Below are 15,839 nucleotides of genomic sequence, written 5' to 3'. Positions count from 1 at the left end.
GGACGACGACCGGGTGCCGTCCGGGCGAGACGACAGGACCCCCTGCCGGCATCCGGCAGGGGGTCCCGCAACCGTCGATCCGTTCAGGCGGTGACCGTCTCCGGCTCCTGGTCCGGAGCACCGTCACCGGTGCTGCCCGGCCCACCCGGGTTGTCGCCGATGGCGATCGGCTTGCGCTTGCTGAACACCACGGCCGCCCCGATGACCAGCACGGCGACCGCGGCGATGGCGATCCGCGCCGGGTGGTTGGCGTCGTCACCGATGCTGAGGGTCACGACCGCCGGGGCGATCAGCAGCGAGACCAGGTTCATCACCTTGATCAGCGGGTTGATCGCCGGGCCGGCGGTGTCCTTGAACGGGTCACCCACGGTGTCGCCGATGACCGTCGCGGAGTGCGACTCCGAACCCTTGCCGCCGTACGCACCGTCCTCGACCAGCTTCTTCGCGTTGTCCCAGGCGCCACCGGAGTTGGCCAGGAACACCGCCATCAGCACGCCGGCACCGATCGCGCCGGCCAGGTAGGCCGCCAACGCGCCGGCACCGAGACCGAAGCCGACCGCGATGGGCGCCATGATCGCCAACAGACCGGGGGTCAACAGCTCACGCTGGGCGTCCCGCGTGCAGATGTCGACGACCCGCCCGTACTCCGGACGCTGGGTGCGGTCCATGATGCCGGGGAACTCGCGGAACTGCCGGCGGACCTCCATGACCACCGCGCCCGCCGACCGGGACACCGCGTTGATGGCCAGCCCGGAGAAGAGGAAGACCACGGCCGCGCCGACGATCAGCCCGACCAGGTTGCCCGGGTTGGCCACGTTGAGCAGGTCGGAGACGAAGGCGTCCAACTCCTCCTGGGTCGGGAAGTCCAACGCCGTCCGCACGCTGCTGGTGTAGGAGCCGAAGAGCGCGGTCGCCGCCAGCACGGCCGTCGCGATCGCGATGCCCTTCGTGATGGCCTTCGTCGTGTTGCCCACCGCGTCGAGCTCGGTGAGCGTACGGGCCCCCTGCTCGTCGATGTCGCCGGACATCTCCGCGATCCCCTGCGCGTTGTCGGAGATCGGGCCGAAGGTGTCCATCGCCACGATGACGCCGACGGTGGTCAGCAGGCCGGTGCCGGCCAGCGCCACCGCGAAGAGCGACAGGGTCAGCGAGCCGCCGCCGAGCAGGAACGCGCCGTAGACGCCGGCGCCGACCAGCAGCGCCGAGTAGACGGCCGACTCCAGCCCGACGCTGATGCCGGCCAGCACGACGGTCGCCGGCCCGGTCAGCGAGCTCTTGCCGATGTCCTGCACCGGACGCCGGTGCGTCTCGGTGAAGTAGCCGGTGAGCGCCTGGATCGCCGCCGCCAGCACGATGCCGATGACGACCGCCCCGATGGCCACCAGCGGCGGGCTCAACGGAAGGCTCTCGTCGGCGTCGAGGTCCAGCACCGACCGCCAGTCGTCGCCGAGCAGCGCCGGCCAGGTCGACGGGAGGTAGAGCCACGACACGATCGCGACCAGCACCGCCGACAGCACCGCCGAGGCATAGAACGCCCGGTTGATCGCCACCATCCCGTTGCGGTCGGACGCCCGCAGGCGGGTGATGAAGACGCCGATGATCGCGATGATCACACCGACGGTGGACACGATGAGCGGGAACACCAGCCCCTGCTCGCCGAACGCGGCCCGGCCCAGGATCAGCGCGGCGACCAGGGTCACCGCGTACGACTCGAACAGGTCGGCGGCCATGCCGGCGCAGTCGCCGACGTTGTCGCCCACGTTGTCGGCGATCGTCGCCGGGTTACGCGCGTCGTCCTCGGGGATGCCCTGCTCGACCTTGCCCACCAGGTCGGCGCCGACGTCGGCCGCCTTGGTGAAGATGCCGCCGCCGACCCGCATGAACATGGCCAGCAGCGCGGCACCGAAGCCGAAGCCCTCCAGCACGGTCGCCGCGTCGGCCTTGAAGATCAGCACGACCACCGCGGCACCGAGCAGGCCCAGGCCGACGGTGAGGAAGCCGACCACACCGCCGGTGCGGAACGCGATCTGCATGGCCGCCTCGCGGCCACCGCTGCTCTCCCGCGCCGCCGCGGCCACCCGCAGGTTGGCCCGGGTCGCCAGCGCCATACCGGCCCCACCGATGAAGGCGCTGAACGCCGCACCGACGACGAAGAAGGCCGACCGGCCGATCTTCACCAGGGTCTCGTTGTCGCCCGCGCCGTGCACCGGCAGCAGGAAAAGCAGCACCACGGCGATGACGACGAAAATGCCGAGGGTTTTGAACTGGCGGAACAGGTATGCCGAGGCGCCCTCCTGGACGGCCCCAGCGATCTCCTGCATGTTGGTGGTGCCCCTACCGGTCGCCAGAACCGCCTTGACGAGCGCACCGGCAAAGCCGAGCGCCACCAACGCGATTACCGCGGCGACAATTACGTACGAGAGATTCTCGCCGGTAAGGGACAACCCGCCGCCCTCGGCGGCCAAGGTCCCGGACATCTATGTCCTCCTGTACCGAACGCTCGCGCCGACCCGGCGGACGAACCGGCCCGGCGACTCCACGCGTGGAGCATCGACTCACCCGGCATCGCGGGCTGCGGGCCAGGCTGTTGCTGATAACCCCGGGTACTGTAGCGGCAGACCGTGGTGGAGGTCACACCGTCCACCCACTGTGACACGGTGATGTTTTTCGCTGTAGTACCGGTTGCGAGAAGCGGCGCCATCGGCTTCGGCTTCCGAGGCGGTCGGTCGGAGGGTCCCGCGTTACCGCCCCACCGGCCACACCATCCGGACCTCGGTGCCGATCCCTTCGTCGACCGGACGCACCTGAAGGTCCTCGACAAAGCCCGCCAGCAGGGCGAATCCCACTCCGACGGTGAGCGCCTCGTCGGTCAGCGACTCGTCGGCGAGTTCGTCCGGCGGTAGCGCGGCCAGCCCCAGCCCAGCCTCGATCGGCGCTCGGTCGATCACCCGCACGGTGTAGGAGACGTCGTCGGACATCTCCATCAACACCAGGTCGGGCAGCCCGTACTGGCGGTGCAGGGCGACCGCCCGGGTGCACGCCTCGCCGATCGCGAGACGTACCTCGTCGAGCAGTTCCTCGGCCACCCCGGCCCGACGGGCGACGGCCACACCGACCAGCCGCGCGGTCCGCACGTGCACCGGGGCCGGCGAGAACGAGAGTCGAACCGTCGACATCACGCCGCCGGACCGGCCTGACCGGCGCTGAGGGCCTCCTCCGCAGTGGCGAAGATCGGGAAGACCTGGTCGAGGGCGGTGATCCGGAAGATCTTGAGCAGCGGCTCCTTGTCACAGACCAGGCTGAACGTGCCCCCGACGGCACGCAGCCGCTTCAGGCCGCCGAGCAGCACCCCCAACCCGGTGGAGTCGATGAACGTCACCCCACCCAGGTCGACCACGATGCTGCGTGACCCGCCGTCGATCAGCTGGAGGAACCGCTCCCGCAGCCGGGTGCCGGAGACAAGATCGACCTCGCCGCCGACCTCCAGCACCGTGTGCCCGTCGACGGTGCGGGTCGTGAGCGACATCGCATCTCTGGACTGCCCCTCGCTGTCCATCGGCCTGTCCATGGATCCTCCTCCGCCAGGAACGCTCCTGGCATCTAACCATCGGGTGGGCGGACGGGTCCGCACGAGGTTCAACCCGGTGCCGTCGCGTCATATACCCCGCGCGACCATTTCCCATATCCGCACACCAGTGCGAGAGTGCAGGGCGTGACCTCCGCAGCCACACTATCCGCGGCGGGCGGCCCGGATCGGCCGCCGGTCACGGCCGCCGTGACGCCACCCGACCTGCTGCGGCACCTGCGACCGCGGGCCGACAGTGGCACCGGGGACTCCGCCGTCACCCATGTCGAGCGGATGCCGGCCCGGGCCGGCGTCACCGCCGAATGGCCCCGGTGGGTGCCGGAGGAACTGCGGGACACCCTCACCCGGCGGGGCGTCGCCGCACCCTGGCAGCACCAGGCGCGGGCGGCCGAACTCGCGTACGACGGCCACCACGTCGTCGTCGCCACCGGCACCGCGTCGGGTAAGTCACTGGCCTACCAGCTGCCGGCCCTGTCCCGGCTGCTCGCCGACCCGCGGGCCACCGTGCTCTACCTCGCACCGACCAAGGCGCTGGCCGCCGACCAGTTGCGCGCCGTCGACGGCCTGGCCCTTCCCGGGGTACGCCCGGCGGCGTACGACGGCGACACGCCGCGCACCGAACGGGAGTGGATCCGGCAGCACTCCCGGTTCGTGCTGACCAACCCGGACATGCTGCACCACAGCATCCTGCCCGGCCACGCCCGCTGGGCCGGCTTCCTGCGCCGGCTGGCGTTCGTCGTCGTCGACGAGTGCCACACCTACCGCGGTGTCTTCGGCTCGCACGTCGCACACGTGCTGCGCCGGCTGCGCCGCCAGGTCGCCCGGTACGGACGTACCCCGGTCTTCGTGCTGGCGTCGGCGACCTCGGGCGATCCGGCCGCGGCGGCGGGGCGGCTCATCGGCCTGCCCGTCGAGGCCGTCGTCGAGGACACCTCGCCCCGTGGCGGGGTGACCTTCGCGCTGTGGGAACCGCCACTCCTGCCCGCCGACCGGCCGGACGGGGAGGCGGTCGTGGTGCCGGCGACCCGGCGGCCGGCCCTGCGGGAGGGGGACGGGCGGCCCGCCGACGGCGACGAACCAGCCCCGGACGCCGTACGCCGGTCGGCGCTGCGGGAGACGGCCGACCTGCTCGCCGACGCGGTCGCCGCCGGGGTACGCACGCTGGCCTTCGTCCGCTCGCGCAAGGGCGCCGAGGTGGTGGCGACGATGGCGCGGCGATCGCTCGACGAGGCGGTCCCGGGCCTCGGCGACAGGGTGGCGGCCTACCGGGCCGGCTATCTCAAGGAAGAGCGGCGGTCGCTGGAACGCGCCCTGCTCGACGGCGAACTGCTCGGCCTGGCCTCGACGAACGCGCTGGAGCTGGGCGTCGACCTGATCGGCCTCGACGCCGTGCTGATCTGCGGCTATCCGGGCACCAGGGCCTCGCTGTGGCAGCAGGCCGGGCGGGCCGGGCGGGCCGGTGGTGAGGCGCTGGCCGTGCTGGTCGCCCGTGACGACCCGCTCGACACCTACCTGGTGCACCACCCCGAGGCGGTGTTCGGCCGCCCGGTCGAGTCGACCGTGCTGGACCCGTCCAACCCGTACGTCCTCGGCCCGCAGCTCTGCTGCGCCGCGGTCGAGGCCCCGTTGACACCGGCCGACCTGGAACTCTTCGGCCCCGGCGCGAACGACGCGGTGGCGGCGCTCGTCGAGGCCGGCGCCCTGCGGCAGCGGCCCACGGGCTGGTACTGGCGGCACAGCGGGCGGCCCGAAGTCGACCTGCGCGGCACCGGGGGCGCACCGCTGTGCGTGGTCGAGTCGGCGACCGGACGGCTGCTCGGCACCGTCGACCCGGCGTCGGCGCACTTCCTGGTCCACCCCGGCGCGGTCTATCTGCACCAGGGCGTGTCGTACGTCGTCGACGAACTCGACCTCGACGACGCCTGCGCGCTGGTGCACGCCGAGGAGCCCGACTGGTCCACCCATGCCCGCGACGTCACCTCCCTCTCCGTGGTCTCGGTCCGGTCCTACGTGGACGCCGGACCGGTCGGGCTGTTCCTCGGCGAGGTCGACGTGACCAGCCAGGTCGTGTCGTACCAGCGCCGGCGCATCGGCTCGGGCGAGGTCATCGACACCCGCCCGCTGGATCTGCCGACCCGCGAGCTGCGGACCGTCGCGGTGTGGTTCACCCTCTCCCCGCCGGCCCTGGCGGCGGCCGGTGTCGACGTGGCCGACATACCGGGTGCGCTGCACGCCGCCGAGCACGCCGCCATCGGCCTGCTTCCGCTGGTGGCCACCTGCGACCGGTGGGACATCGGTGGGTTGTCGACCGCGGCGCACGCCGACACCGAGGCTCCGACCGTGTTCGTCTACGACGGACACCCGGGCGGTGCCGGGTTCGCCGAGCGGGCGTACGGGACGGCGGCCTCGTGGCTGCGGGCGACCCGGGACGCGATCGCCGGATGCCGCTGCGAGACTGGCTGCCCGTCGTGCGTCCAGTCGCCGAAGTGCGGCAACGGCAACAACCCGCTGGCGAAGGCCGAGGCGGTGAAGGTCCTCGACGTGGTGCTGGCGCACCTTCCGGAGTAGACCGTCGGGCCGCCGCAGTCGGCCGTCCCGTGGCCGGGTCGTCCCGCACCTCATGGCGGACCGCCCGGGCCGGCGCGGACCGGGCCGGCCCGGGTCGTGGCACGGGCGGTCCGGGCCAGGCCGGGCATCGGATGCACGACCACGTCGGCGGTGACGAGGAGGTCGAGGCCGTCGGGCGTGCACGAGACGAGTCGGGCGCCGTTCGCCTCGACGATCATCGCGGCCCGGGCACAGGCCGGACCGGCTCCGTCGAGAGTCCGGGCGGCCCCGGCCAGCGCCCCCAGGTCGGCCGCCACCTTCGCCTGTCGGCCGGCGACCCGGGCCGCGCCGACCGCGGCACCGGCGATGCCGGCCGCCACGAGCAGCAGGCCGACGGCCAGCACCCACAGCGACGCACTGCCCCGGTCGGATGGGGCCGCGTACGTCGGCGGACCGGCGGCGGTCATGGGGCCGGCTCCGGCAGGTCGGGCTCGACAGCGGCGACAGCGGTGGCGGTCACCGTCAGGCGTGGCAGGCGCGCGCCGAGGGTGCGTACCGGCGCCCGCACCGTCGCCACGACCGTGTCGCCCCGGACGGACACCGAGACCGCTCCGCCCGGCGGGGCGGCCCGTTCCCCCGCCGCCGTTCCCGGCTCGCCGCGGGAGGCGGCCAGCGCCGCCTCCCGCGCCGCGTCGACGCATTGCGCCTTCGCGGTCACCGCGTCTACCGCGGTGAGTCCGACCAGCAGCAACAGCAGGAGCGCCGGCAGCCCGGCCGCGGCCTCGACGGTGAACGAGCCTCGGTCGCGGCCACCTGACCGGCGCCGGATCACTTGAGCGCCCGGTCGATCACGGCGGTGAGCGCGGACTGGACGTTGCCGGAGGTCAGCACCTTGAGCAGGATGCCGGCGAAGGCCACGGCGGCGAGAGTGCCGACGGCGTACTCGGCGGTGTTCATTCCGGCGTCGCCCTGGAGCCGGGCGATGAGTTTGCGCATGACGGGTTCCCTTTCCTCGGTCGGGTTACAGCACGTCGTCGAGCACGGCGACGATCACCGGCACCAGGCCGGCGAGAATGAAGGCGGGCAGGAAGCACAGCCCGAGCGGCAACACGATGAGCACGCCCGCCCGCCGGGCCGCCGCCTCGGCGGCGACCGCCCGGTCTGCCCGCAGGTCGTCGGCGAGCCGGGTCAGCGCGCCGGCCAGGGCGCCGCCGCTGCCCGCCGATCGCACCGCCGCGGCGGCCAGCCGCTCGGCACCGGCCACGGGGGCGAGGTGCGCCCACGCCTCTTCCGGTTCGGCACCGAGCCGCAGCGATCGGGCGACCGCCGTCAGCCGGACGCCGAGCGGACCGTCCAGGGCCTGCGCCACGGCGCTGACCGCCCGGTCCACCGGCGCACCGGATCGCAGCGCCGCGGCGAGGAGATCGGCGGCCAGCGGCAGGTCCGCCAGCTCGCGCAGCCGTCTCGCCCGCTGCGCGGCCGGTTCGAGGCGGCGCAGCGACCGGTCGAGCCCGACGGCGACGGCGACGCCGGCCGCGAGTCCGCCCCAGCCACCGAGTACGACCGCCGTGGCCAGCCCACCAAGCACGGCACCGGCGCGGACGACATCGGGGCGTCGTGGAGCCCGTGGGTGAAGATCGCCGAGCACCTGGACGAGCCGGCGCCTGGTCGCCGTACGGGCCGGACGGCCGGGGAACACGACCAGGAGGGCGATCACGAGGAAACAGCCGGCGGCGACGATCGGTGCCGACATCAGGGCACCCGGCCGGGAATGCCGTCACGGGTGGTCGGGCGTGCCGCCGCGCCGGCCGTTGCCCGGACCGGGGTGTCGTGGGCACCGCCCGGTGCGGACGCGGCGGCGGTGCCGCTCTGCGCCACGGTGGCGGGGCCGCCTGTCCGGTCCAGGATGCCGGGGCCGCTGGTCCGGTCCGGTGCGTTCACCAGCCGGTCCGTCCAGGTCAGTCCGGCGAACTGGAGCGCGACCGCGCCGAGTGCGCAGGCGGCGCCGATCGGGCTGTGCAGAAGGACGGCGAGCGGGTCCACGCCGATGCCGTAGCCGAGAGCGATACCGCCGACGGGTAACCCGGCCAGGAGGTAGCCGGTGGCCCGGGCACCCGCCGCCTGCGCCGCCGCGGCGGCCCGGGCACGATCCATGGCCCGCGCGTCCGCCTCGATCCGTTCGACCAGCTCGGCCAGGGGCGCACCGGTCTGCTCGGCGAGCCGGGCCGCGGCACCGGTCAGCCGGGCGAGCCGGTCGTCGCTGCGGGTGGCCCGCTCACGGGAGGTGGCGGGCGCGGCCGTGCGGGTGGGTGGGGTGGTCGGGGCCAGCAGGGTGGCGGCCGGCAGTCCGGCACGCAGGTCGGCGGCCAGCCCGCACAGGTCGTCGAGGGCTTCCCGGTGCCGCCGGGCGGTTTCGCGGGCGGCCCGGCCGCGCAGCACGGTGCGTGCGGCAAGCCAGCCGTAGACCGCCGCGACCGTCGCGGCGACCGGCCCGCCGGCGAGCCCGCCCGGCACCGCCACCACCACCGCGGCGAGCAGGGCCGCCCGACCCGGCGGCAGGGCGTCGAGGGTCAGGTGGCGGCCGAGCCGCCGGGCCGCAGGGGCTGCCCGGTGACCGACCAGTCCGGCCCAGCGGACCCGCCCCTGCCTGGCGGGCCAGCCGACCACGGTCGCGGCCGCGAGGAGGCTGGCGGCGGTGAGCCATCCGTTCATGCGCGGCCACCGTCGATGGTGGCGGGAACGGCGACGCCACGCTGGGCGAACAGCCGGGCCAGCATGGGTGCGCCCGGACCTGCGCCCGGCCCGTTGCGCCAGGCCGGTACGGCGGTCACCAGCCGGTCCGGCCCCGCTGGCAGGAGCAGGCAGATCGCCTCCAGCACCCGGCCGTCGCGGGTACGGCGTACCTGGATCAGCACCTGGAGCGCGGCGGCGACCTGGGCGTGCAAAGCCACTCTGGGCAGGCCGCCGAGCAGGCCGAGTGCCTCCAGTCGGGCGGGTACGTCGGCGGGTGCGTTGGCGTGCAGGGTGCCCGCTCCGCCGTCGTGCCCGGTGTTCAACGCGGCGAGCAGGTCCACGATTTCGGCGCCCCGGCACTCGCCGACGACCAGCCGGTCGGGGCGCATCCGCAGGGCCTGACGTACGAGGTCGCTGAGGCCGACCGACCCGACTCCCTCCACGTTGGACGTACGGGCTTGGAGCGCGACCACGTGCGGATGGACCGGACGCAGCTCGGCGGCGTCTTCGACCAGGACGATCCGCTCGTGCGACGGCACCATGCCGAGCAGCGTGTTCAGCAGCGTCGTCTTGCCCGAGCCGGTCCCGCCGGTCACCAGGTAGGCGAGCCGGGCGGCCACGATCCCGGCGAGCAGCGGCTCGGCCTCGGCGGGCACCGTGCCGCAGCCGACGAGTTCGGCGAGGGTGAAGGGGCGCTGCCGGAAGGTACGCAGCGACAGGTACGGCCCGGCGACGGCCACCGGCGGCAGCACGGCGTGCAGCCGGGTGCCGTCGGGCAGCCGCGCGTCGGCGTACGGCGCCCCGTCGTCGAGGCGGCGCCCGCAGGCGGCGGCGAGGCGCTGGGCCAGCCGCCGTACGTCGTCGACCCCGCCGAGCGGCACCGCCACCCGGCGCAGTCCTCGCCCCCGGTCGACCCAGACGTCGATTCCGTTCACGAGAATGTCGGTGACCTCGGCATCGGCCAGCAGCGGGGCGAGTGGACCGGCACCGACGAGATCGTCGTGCACCCTGGTGGCCAGGCGCAGCAGCGCGTTGTCGCCGAGGACCGCCGCACCGCCGTCCTCGCGTACGGCGGTGACGACGGCGGCGGGTGTCACGTCGGCGCCCCGGGTGACGAAGTGCCGCCGGACCCGTACGGCGAGGTCGGTGCCCTGGGCGGACGGCCGGGCGGGCCGGATGCCGGTCATGCCGCCGCCGCGTCGGTGCCGGTGACCTCGGCGACGAGCCGCTGGCACAGTTCGGCCAGCGGGCCGCGTCCGGTGGCGGCGGGGGCCTCGCCGCGTTCGAGCCCCCGGCACAGGCCGGGCTCGGGGCGCAGCGTCCCGGCCAGCGGCATCCCGAGGGCGCGGGCGATCTCCCGGCCCTTCAGGCGGCCGGGTGCCGGGCCGCGCACGATGGCGGCAAGGTTGGCACTGTGCACGGCCGCGGCGGCGGCGACCCGGGCCGCGGCGGCGGTGGCCCGCAGTTCGGCGGGCACGATCACGAAGGCGTGGTCGGCGGCCTGGAGCGCGACGACCGCCGCGTCGTCGAACTGCCTGGGCAGGTCGACCACGACGATGTCGCGACCCCGCCGGCCGGCGTCGATGGTGGCGGCCATCGCCTCGGCGGGCAGGTCCAGCAGGTCGCCGCGGTCCCAGGAGAGCATCACCAGGTCACCCCGGCTCGGCAGGGCCCGGACCAGGGCGGGCACGTCGACCCGGCCGTCGGCACGGGTGAGCGCCGGCCAGCGCAGTCCCTCCAGTTGCTCCCAGCCGAGCACCAGGTCGAGGCCGCCGCCGAGGGGGTCGGCGTCGACGAGGAGGGTGCGCAGGCCGGCCCGGGAGGCGGTGATCGCCAGGCCGCCGGCGAGCACGCTGGCACCCGCGCCACCGCGGCCGCCGACCACGGCGACGATCCGGCCGGCGGCGGCGCGTTCGACGACGGGCTCGGCGAACCGGTCGACCAGCCAGGGTTCGGCCGCCGGGAGCAGTGCCACGTGCTCGGCGCCGATCAGTTGGGCGATCTCGAAGACCGTGTTGTCGGCGCCGGAGCGGCCGACGAGCACCAACCGGGGGCGGCTGGGCAGCCGGGCGCGCAGGCAGGGCTGAACCTGGTCACTGCCGACGAACACCAGCGGGGCGGTGCTCCAGCGCGACCGGGCGGCGGCGGGATCGGTGGCCACGTCGACCTCGCGGCCGCCGGCTGCGGCGAGCCGGAGCAGGTCGTCGAGAAGGTCGGTGTCGGAGGTCACCACGAGCGGGAGCCGCGGCGCGGGGCGGACGGACGTACGGGGTGGCATCGCGCTCCTCCAACGGTCGAGTGCGGTAGGGCACAACCGTGGCGGAGCGGGGGCGGCCGGTGCAGCCTGCGATGGCGTACCTGTGGATAACCGACCCGCCTGTGGACAACGCTGAGGGTCGATGGTGGATCTGCTATCGGAGCGGTGACGAAGTACCCTTCGGGGGACGCACCAGACTCATGATCGACAATGTGGCGCTACCCGATTCGGCACCTCGCCAGGCGGCGTGGGAGCGCTACCCCGGGAAATGGGACGACCCCCGTCGGGGGGAGACGGGGGTCGTCTTGAGGTTCGGCTCCGGGGGGGTCGAGCCGAACCCACTCAGCGGTCACGGGGGGTGCAACCGCTGAGGGTCAGTCGGACGAGCCGATCACACAGAACTCTGTCGCGATTACAAGCATGCCTGAGTGGACCGGTGCGCGTCGAGTGGCGTTTACCCCAACACGCGGCACCGGCTGACACCGGGCCCGGGATCGACGGCCGCCACATCGCTGACCTGCGTATCAGGATTCGCAGGCCGACGGGGCGACGACCATGCCCCCCGTGCACCCGCAGACCATAGACCATCCGGCTAGACTTGCGCGCCGTGGGCCGAAGTGCCGCGTTTTTCGATCTCGACAAGACCGTGATCGCCAAGTCCAGTGCCTTGGCGTTCGGTCGGCCGTTCTACCGCGACGGCCTGATCACGCGACGAGACGTGGTCAAGTCCGCGTACGCCCAGTTGATGTTCCGGTTGGGCGGCACGGACGAGCAGACGATGGCGCGCACCCGCGACTACCTGGCGACCCTCTGCAAGGGGTGGCAGGTCGACCAGGTCCGGCAGATCGTCGCGGAGACCCTGCACGAGCTGATCAACCCCTACGTTTACGCCGAGGCGGCCGCGCTGATCGAGGAACACCAGGCGGCCGGCCGGGATGTCGTCCTCGTGTCCGCCTCCGGCGAGGAGATGGTCCGGCCGATCGGCGAGCTGCTCGGGGTGCCGGACGTCATCGCCACCCGGATGATGATCTCCGAGGGGCGTTACACCGGCGAGGTCGAGTTCTACGCGGCCGGCCCGGCCAAGGTCGACGCGGTCGGTGCGCTGGCCAAGGCGCGCGGCTACGACCTGGCCGAGTGCTTCGCCTATTCCGACTCGTCGAGCGACATTCCGCTGCTGGAGTGCGTGGGCCATCCGACCGCGGTCAACCCCGACCGGACGCTGCGCAAGCTCGCGTCGGAGAACTCGTGGCCGGTGCTGGAGTTCCGCCACCCGATCCCGCTGCACCGCCGGTTGCGTGAGCGGCCGGCCGTACCGGTCGCCGCGGCGGCGATCGGGGTCGGCGTCGGGGTGGCGATCGGTATCGCCTGGTACGGCCGCCACCGCCGGACCCGCACCGCCTCGGCCTGACCCCGTCCGGGGCGCCGCACACCGCCCGCTATCCGGCGGCGAGCACCTCGTCGCCGACGGCGGTGAGCTGGTCGGCCCCGACCTCGATCGCCGCGGTGTAGTGCCGCAGCCACGCGCGCACCCCGTCCGGCGTTCCGGTGGCGAACGCGCCGGCCGCGCCGGCGTACTCGGGTTCCCGCTCGCGGTGGCCGACGTCGACGGCGACCAGTCCACGCGGGTCGAAGCCGGTGGACAGCAGGGTCAGGCGCGCGGCGGCCCGGGCGACCACGCCGGACGGGCCGGCGAACGGCCGCAGCGCGAGCAGTTCCCCGTGCACGACGGCGGCCAGCACCAGCGGGGAAACCGAGGTGCCGCCGGTGACCAGGGCGGACAGGGCGTCGAGCCGGGCCGCCGCCGGCTCGTCGGGGGCGCCGCCCGCTGGGCGGCCGAGGGCGTCCTCGGCCACGGCGCCGCGGGCCGCGAGCACGTGCAGGCGGGCGAGCACCTGCCGGGGCGCCTTCGGCCAGAGGTCGGCGAGGCCGGGCAGGGCGCCGGCGACCCGGAGCGCCCCCTGCGCCACGGGATCGGTGACGGTGCCGGCGCGAACGGCCTCCCGCTCGTGGACGTACCCCTCCAGAGCGGCGCTGGCGACCGCGGACCGCAGGCTGATCTCGGCGGCGACCTGGCCGCCGTGGCGGCGTAGGGCGCGGTGCCGCAGAGCCTGGTCGACCCGCTCGCGGGCCCGGTCGACGGCCGGCGCGACGTCGGCCAGGGCGAGAAGCGGGGCGAGCGGGTCGGCGGTCACGCTGCCACGCTAACCGGGTCCGTCGGTGGCCAGCGGTTCGGGTACGAAACAAGGGCTGCGTGATTGCGCTCGTAAGTGGCAAGATTCGATCAGGTGTGGCCAACCGGCGCGCAGCACCCGCGCATCGGCCCGGCCCCGCCCACATCGACCACCGCGACGACCACGCCCACCCCGCCCCACGTCGGCGGCAGCGGCGGACCGGCCGGCGCGCGGCAGCGGCCACTCGGCGCGCCGTCCCGCCTCCGGCCCCGCCTGCTGTCGCACCGGTCCGGACATCGCAACTAACCTCGCGATGGAGACGCAAATCACGTGACGCACGAGGAGCCTTACGCATGAGCGAGACTCTCGAGAACCTGCTTCAGGAGACGCGGCAGTTCGAACCCCCCGCGGCACTCGCCGACGCCGCAAACGTCACCGCCGCCGCCTACGACGAGGCGGCCGAGGACCGGCTCGCGTTCTGGGCCCGCCAGGCCGGTCGGCTCGACTGGGCGAAACAGTGGGACGAGATCCTCGACTGGTCGAACCCACCGTTCGCGAAGTGGTTCGTCGGCGGGCAACTCAACGTCGCCTACAACTGCCTCGACCGGCACGTCGAGGCCGGCCGGGGCGACCGGGTCGCGATCCACTGGGAGGGCGAGCCGGGCGACACCCGCACCATCACGTACGCCGAACTGCACCGGCTGACCAGCCAGGCCGCCAACGCGCTGACCGACCTGGGCGTCACCGCCGGCGACCGGGTGGCGATCTACATGCCGATGGTCCCCGAGGCAGCGGTCGCGATGCTGGCCTGCGCCCGGATCGGGGCGACCCACAGTGTCGTCTTCGGCGGCTTCTCGGTCGACGCGCTGTCCAGCCGGATCGCCGACGCCAGCGCCAAGGTCGTCATCACCGCCGACGGCGGCTACCGCCGGGGCAAGCCGTCGGCGCTGAAGCCGACCGTCGACGAGGCGGTCGCCAAGTCGCCGACGGTGGAGCACGTGCTGGTCGTACGCCGTACCGGACAGGACGTGGCCTGGACGGACAAGGACCTGTGGTGGCACGAGACCGTCGAGACGGCCAGCGACCAGCACGAGGCGCAGCCGTTCGACGCCGAGCAGCCGCTGTTCATCCTCTACACCAGCGGCACGACGGCCAAGCCCAAGGGCATCCTGCACACCAGCGGCGGCTACCTGACCCAGGTGGCGTACACGCACCACGCGGTCTTCGACCTCAAGCCGGAGACCGACGTCTACTGGTGCACCGCCGACATCGGCTGGGTGACCGGCCACTCCTACATCGTCTACGGGCCGCTGGCCAACGGCGCCACCCAGATCATGTACGAGGGCACCCCGGACACCCCGTCGAAGGCCCGCTTCTGGGAGATCGTCGACCGTTACAAGGTCAGCATCCTCTACACCGCGCCGACCCTGATCCGCACGATGATGAAGTGGGGCGACGACATCCCGGCCGGCTTCGACCTGTCGTCGCTGCGGGTGCTCGGCAGCGTCGGTGAGCCGATCAACCCCGAGGCGTGGATGTGGTACCGGGAAAACATCGGCCGGGCCCGGACCCCGATCGTCGACACCTGGTGGCAGACCGAGACCGGCGCGATCATGATCTCGCCACTGCCCGGCGTCACCGCGACCAAGCCGGGCAGCGCGATGAGCCCGCTGCCGGGAATCGCCGCCGACGTGGTCGACGACCAGGGGCAGTCGGTGCCCAACGGGGGCGGCGGCTACCTGGTGCTGCGCGAGCCGTGGCCGTCGATGCTGCGCACCATCTGGGGCGACGACGACCGGTTCGTCGAGACGTACTGGTCGCGGTTCGAGGGGATGTACTTCGCCGGCGACGGGGCCAAGAAGGACAGTGACGGGCACCTGTGGCTGCTCGGCCGGGTCGACGACGTGATGCTGGTGTCCGGCCACAACATCTCCACGACGGAGGTCGAATCGGCGCTGGTCAGTCACCCCTCGGTCGCCGAGGCCGCGGTGGTCGGCGCGACCGACCCGACGACCGGTCAGGCGATCGTGGCCTTCACCATCCCGCGGGGCAGTGTGGACACCGCCGGCGACGCGGGCGAGGCCCTGATCCAGGAGTTGCGCAATCACGTCGCGAAGACCCTCGGCCCGATCGCGAAACCGCGCCAGATCATGCTCGTACCGGAACTGCCGAAAACCCGCTCCGGCAAGATCATGCGCCGGCTGCTGCGTGATGTGGCGGAAAACCGGTCACTCGGCGACGTCACCACGCTCCAGGACTCGGCGGTCATGGATCTGATTTCCTCCGGCATGCAGTCCGGAAAGTCCGACGAAGACTGATTTTCATCGTCGACGGTGAGTGGGTCCTGACTGAGGACTCACTCACCGTCGGTCTTTTGGCAGGCAGACACACCTCCGGGGGCCAGCCGCACGGGACTGAACATCCGATGGATGTGACATATGGGGCAGCGACTGCGAATTTCCTGCAACAAACTGACGTCGGTGACTTCCCACGATCCCCATCAGTGTTTAGGTTTCTCAATGGCCCCATAAAACAGGGCCGTCCC

The 15,839-nt window shown here is 73.3% G+C and carries 13 protein-coding genes and 1 pseudogene; 3 read left to right on the top strand and 11 right to left on the bottom strand.

Features of this window, described 5'->3' with window-relative positions; all coding sequences use genetic code 11:
- Positions 1-83: 83 nt before the first annotated feature.
- The 3 genes from QCD66_RS01680 to QCD66_RS01670 all read right to left on the bottom strand — a co-directional run bounded on the left by QCD66_RS01680 (position 84) and on the right by QCD66_RS01670 (position 3,568).
- A complete protein-coding gene (locus QCD66_RS01680) occupies positions 84-2,477 on the bottom strand; it encodes a sodium-translocating pyrophosphatase (protein WP_375736401.1) in 2,394 nt (797 codons plus the stop codon).
- Positions 2,478-2,741: 264 nt separating this feature from the next.
- Positions 2,742-3,179 (bottom strand): ATP-binding protein, encoded by a 438-nt coding sequence (locus QCD66_RS01675; RefSeq protein WP_357538193.1) that lies wholly within the window; start codon positions 3,177-3,179, stop codon positions 2,742-2,744.
- Complete coding sequence (locus QCD66_RS01670; protein WP_364214638.1) at positions 3,176-3,568, bottom strand: STAS domain-containing protein; 393 nt, start codon at positions 3,566-3,568, stop codon at positions 3,176-3,178. Before QCD66_RS01670 ends, QCD66_RS01675 begins: the two co-directional genes overlap by 4 nt.
- A gap of 144 nt (positions 3,569-3,712) precedes the next feature.
- Between QCD66_RS01670 and QCD66_RS01665 the strand changes: the two genes are divergently transcribed.
- Positions 3,713-6,154, top strand: a complete 2,442-nt coding sequence (locus tag QCD66_RS01665) for a DEAD/DEAH box helicase (RefSeq protein WP_375736402.1) — start codon at positions 3,713-3,715, stop codon at positions 6,152-6,154.
- A 50-nt stretch (positions 6,155-6,204) separates the two neighbouring features.
- On the opposite strand, the gene QCD66_RS01660 is transcribed toward QCD66_RS01665, so the two are convergent.
- The 7 genes and pseudogenes from QCD66_RS01660 to ssd form a co-directional block, all read right to left on the bottom strand.
- Positions 6,205-6,600 carry an Rv3654c family TadE-like protein gene (locus tag QCD66_RS01660; protein ID WP_375736403.1) on the bottom strand — a complete coding sequence of 132 codons (396 nt, stop codon included), beginning with the start codon at positions 6,598-6,600 and terminating at the stop codon, positions 6,205-6,207.
- Positions 6,597-6,965 (bottom strand): TadE family type IV pilus minor pilin, encoded by a 369-nt coding sequence (locus QCD66_RS01655; protein WP_407566973.1) that lies wholly within the window; start codon positions 6,963-6,965, stop codon positions 6,597-6,599. Before QCD66_RS01655 ends, QCD66_RS01660 begins: the two co-directional genes overlap by 4 nt.
- Positions 6,962-7,129, bottom strand: coding sequence for a DUF4244 domain-containing protein (locus QCD66_RS01650; protein ID WP_212824267.1), 168 nt, complete (start codon positions 7,127-7,129; stop codon positions 6,962-6,964). Before QCD66_RS01650 ends, QCD66_RS01655 begins: the two co-directional genes overlap by 4 nt.
- Before the next feature lie 25 nt (positions 7,130-7,154).
- Positions 7,155-7,886, bottom strand: coding sequence for a type II secretion system F family protein (locus tag QCD66_RS01645; RefSeq protein ID WP_407566972.1), 732 nt, complete (start codon positions 7,884-7,886; stop codon positions 7,155-7,157).
- A 188-nt stretch (positions 7,887-8,074) separates the two neighbouring features.
- A pseudogene (locus tag QCD66_RS01640) lies at positions 8,075-8,365 on the bottom strand (hypothetical protein); the annotation flags it as partial.
- Positions 8,366-8,841: 476 nt separating this feature from the next.
- Positions 8,842-10,053 (bottom strand): TadA family conjugal transfer-associated ATPase, encoded by a 1,212-nt coding sequence (locus QCD66_RS01635; RefSeq protein ID WP_375737274.1) that lies wholly within the window; start codon positions 10,051-10,053, stop codon positions 8,842-8,844.
- Positions 10,050-11,096: a septum site-determining protein Ssd gene (gene ssd / locus QCD66_RS01630; protein ID WP_375737276.1), complete on the bottom strand. Its 1,047-nt coding sequence runs from the start codon at positions 11,094-11,096 to the stop codon at positions 10,050-10,052. Before ssd ends, QCD66_RS01635 begins: the two co-directional genes overlap by 4 nt.
- Positions 11,097-11,730: 634 nt before the next feature.
- Between ssd and QCD66_RS01625 the strand changes: the two genes are divergently transcribed.
- Complete coding sequence (locus QCD66_RS01625) at positions 11,731-12,531, top strand: HAD family hydrolase (RefSeq protein WP_375737275.1); 801 nt, start codon at positions 11,731-11,733, stop codon at positions 12,529-12,531.
- Between the two features lie 28 nt (positions 12,532-12,559).
- Here QCD66_RS01625 and QCD66_RS01620 read toward each other — a convergent pair whose 3' ends face one another.
- A complete protein-coding gene (locus QCD66_RS01620) occupies positions 12,560-13,315 on the bottom strand; it encodes an oxidoreductase (RefSeq protein ID WP_407566971.1) in 756 nt (251 codons plus the stop codon).
- 332 nt (positions 13,316-13,647) lie between these two features.
- On the opposite strand from QCD66_RS01620, the gene acs reads away from it, so the two are divergent.
- The gene (acs, locus tag QCD66_RS01615) at positions 13,648-15,612 is read left to right on the top strand and encodes an acetate--CoA ligase (protein ID WP_375733920.1); all 1,965 of its coding nucleotides are present in this window, start codon (positions 13,648-13,650) and stop codon (positions 15,610-15,612) included.
- The last annotated feature ends 227 nt before the right edge of the window (positions 15,613-15,839 follow it).

This window comes from Polymorphospora sp. A560 (assembly GCF_045781765.1).
Lineage (GTDB): Bacteria > Actinomycetota > Actinomycetes > Mycobacteriales > Micromonosporaceae > Polymorphospora > Polymorphospora lycopeni.
This window is presented reverse-complemented; position numbering and strand designations above follow the sequence as displayed.

Excerpts from the sequence above, each read along its gene's own strand:
- QCD66_RS01635 (WP_375737274.1), bottom strand. The coding sequence starts at position 10,053 with ATGACCGGCATCCGGCCCGCCCGGCCGTCCGCCCAGGGCACCGACCTC.
- QCD66_RS01680 (WP_375736401.1), bottom strand. The coding sequence starts at position 2,477 with ATGTCCGGGACCTTGGCCGCCGAGGGCGGCGGGTTGTCCCTTACCGGC.
- QCD66_RS01670 (WP_364214638.1), bottom strand. The coding sequence starts at position 3,568 with ATGGACAGGCCGATGGACAGCGAGGGGCAGTCCAGAGATGCGATGTCG.
- QCD66_RS01660 (WP_375736403.1), bottom strand. The coding sequence starts at position 6,600 with ATGACCGCCGCCGGTCCGCCGACGTACGCGGCCCCATCCGACCGGGGC.
- acs (WP_375733920.1), top strand. The coding sequence starts at position 13,648 with ATGAGCGAGACTCTCGAGAACCTGCTTCAGGAGACGCGGCAGTTCGAA.
- QCD66_RS01645 (WP_407566972.1), bottom strand. The coding sequence starts at position 7,886 with ATGTCGGCACCGATCGTCGCCGCCGGCTGTTTCCTCGTGATCGCCCTC.
- QCD66_RS01650 (WP_212824267.1), bottom strand. The coding sequence starts at position 7,129 with ATGCGCAAACTCATCGCCCGGCTCCAGGGCGACGCCGGAATGAACACC.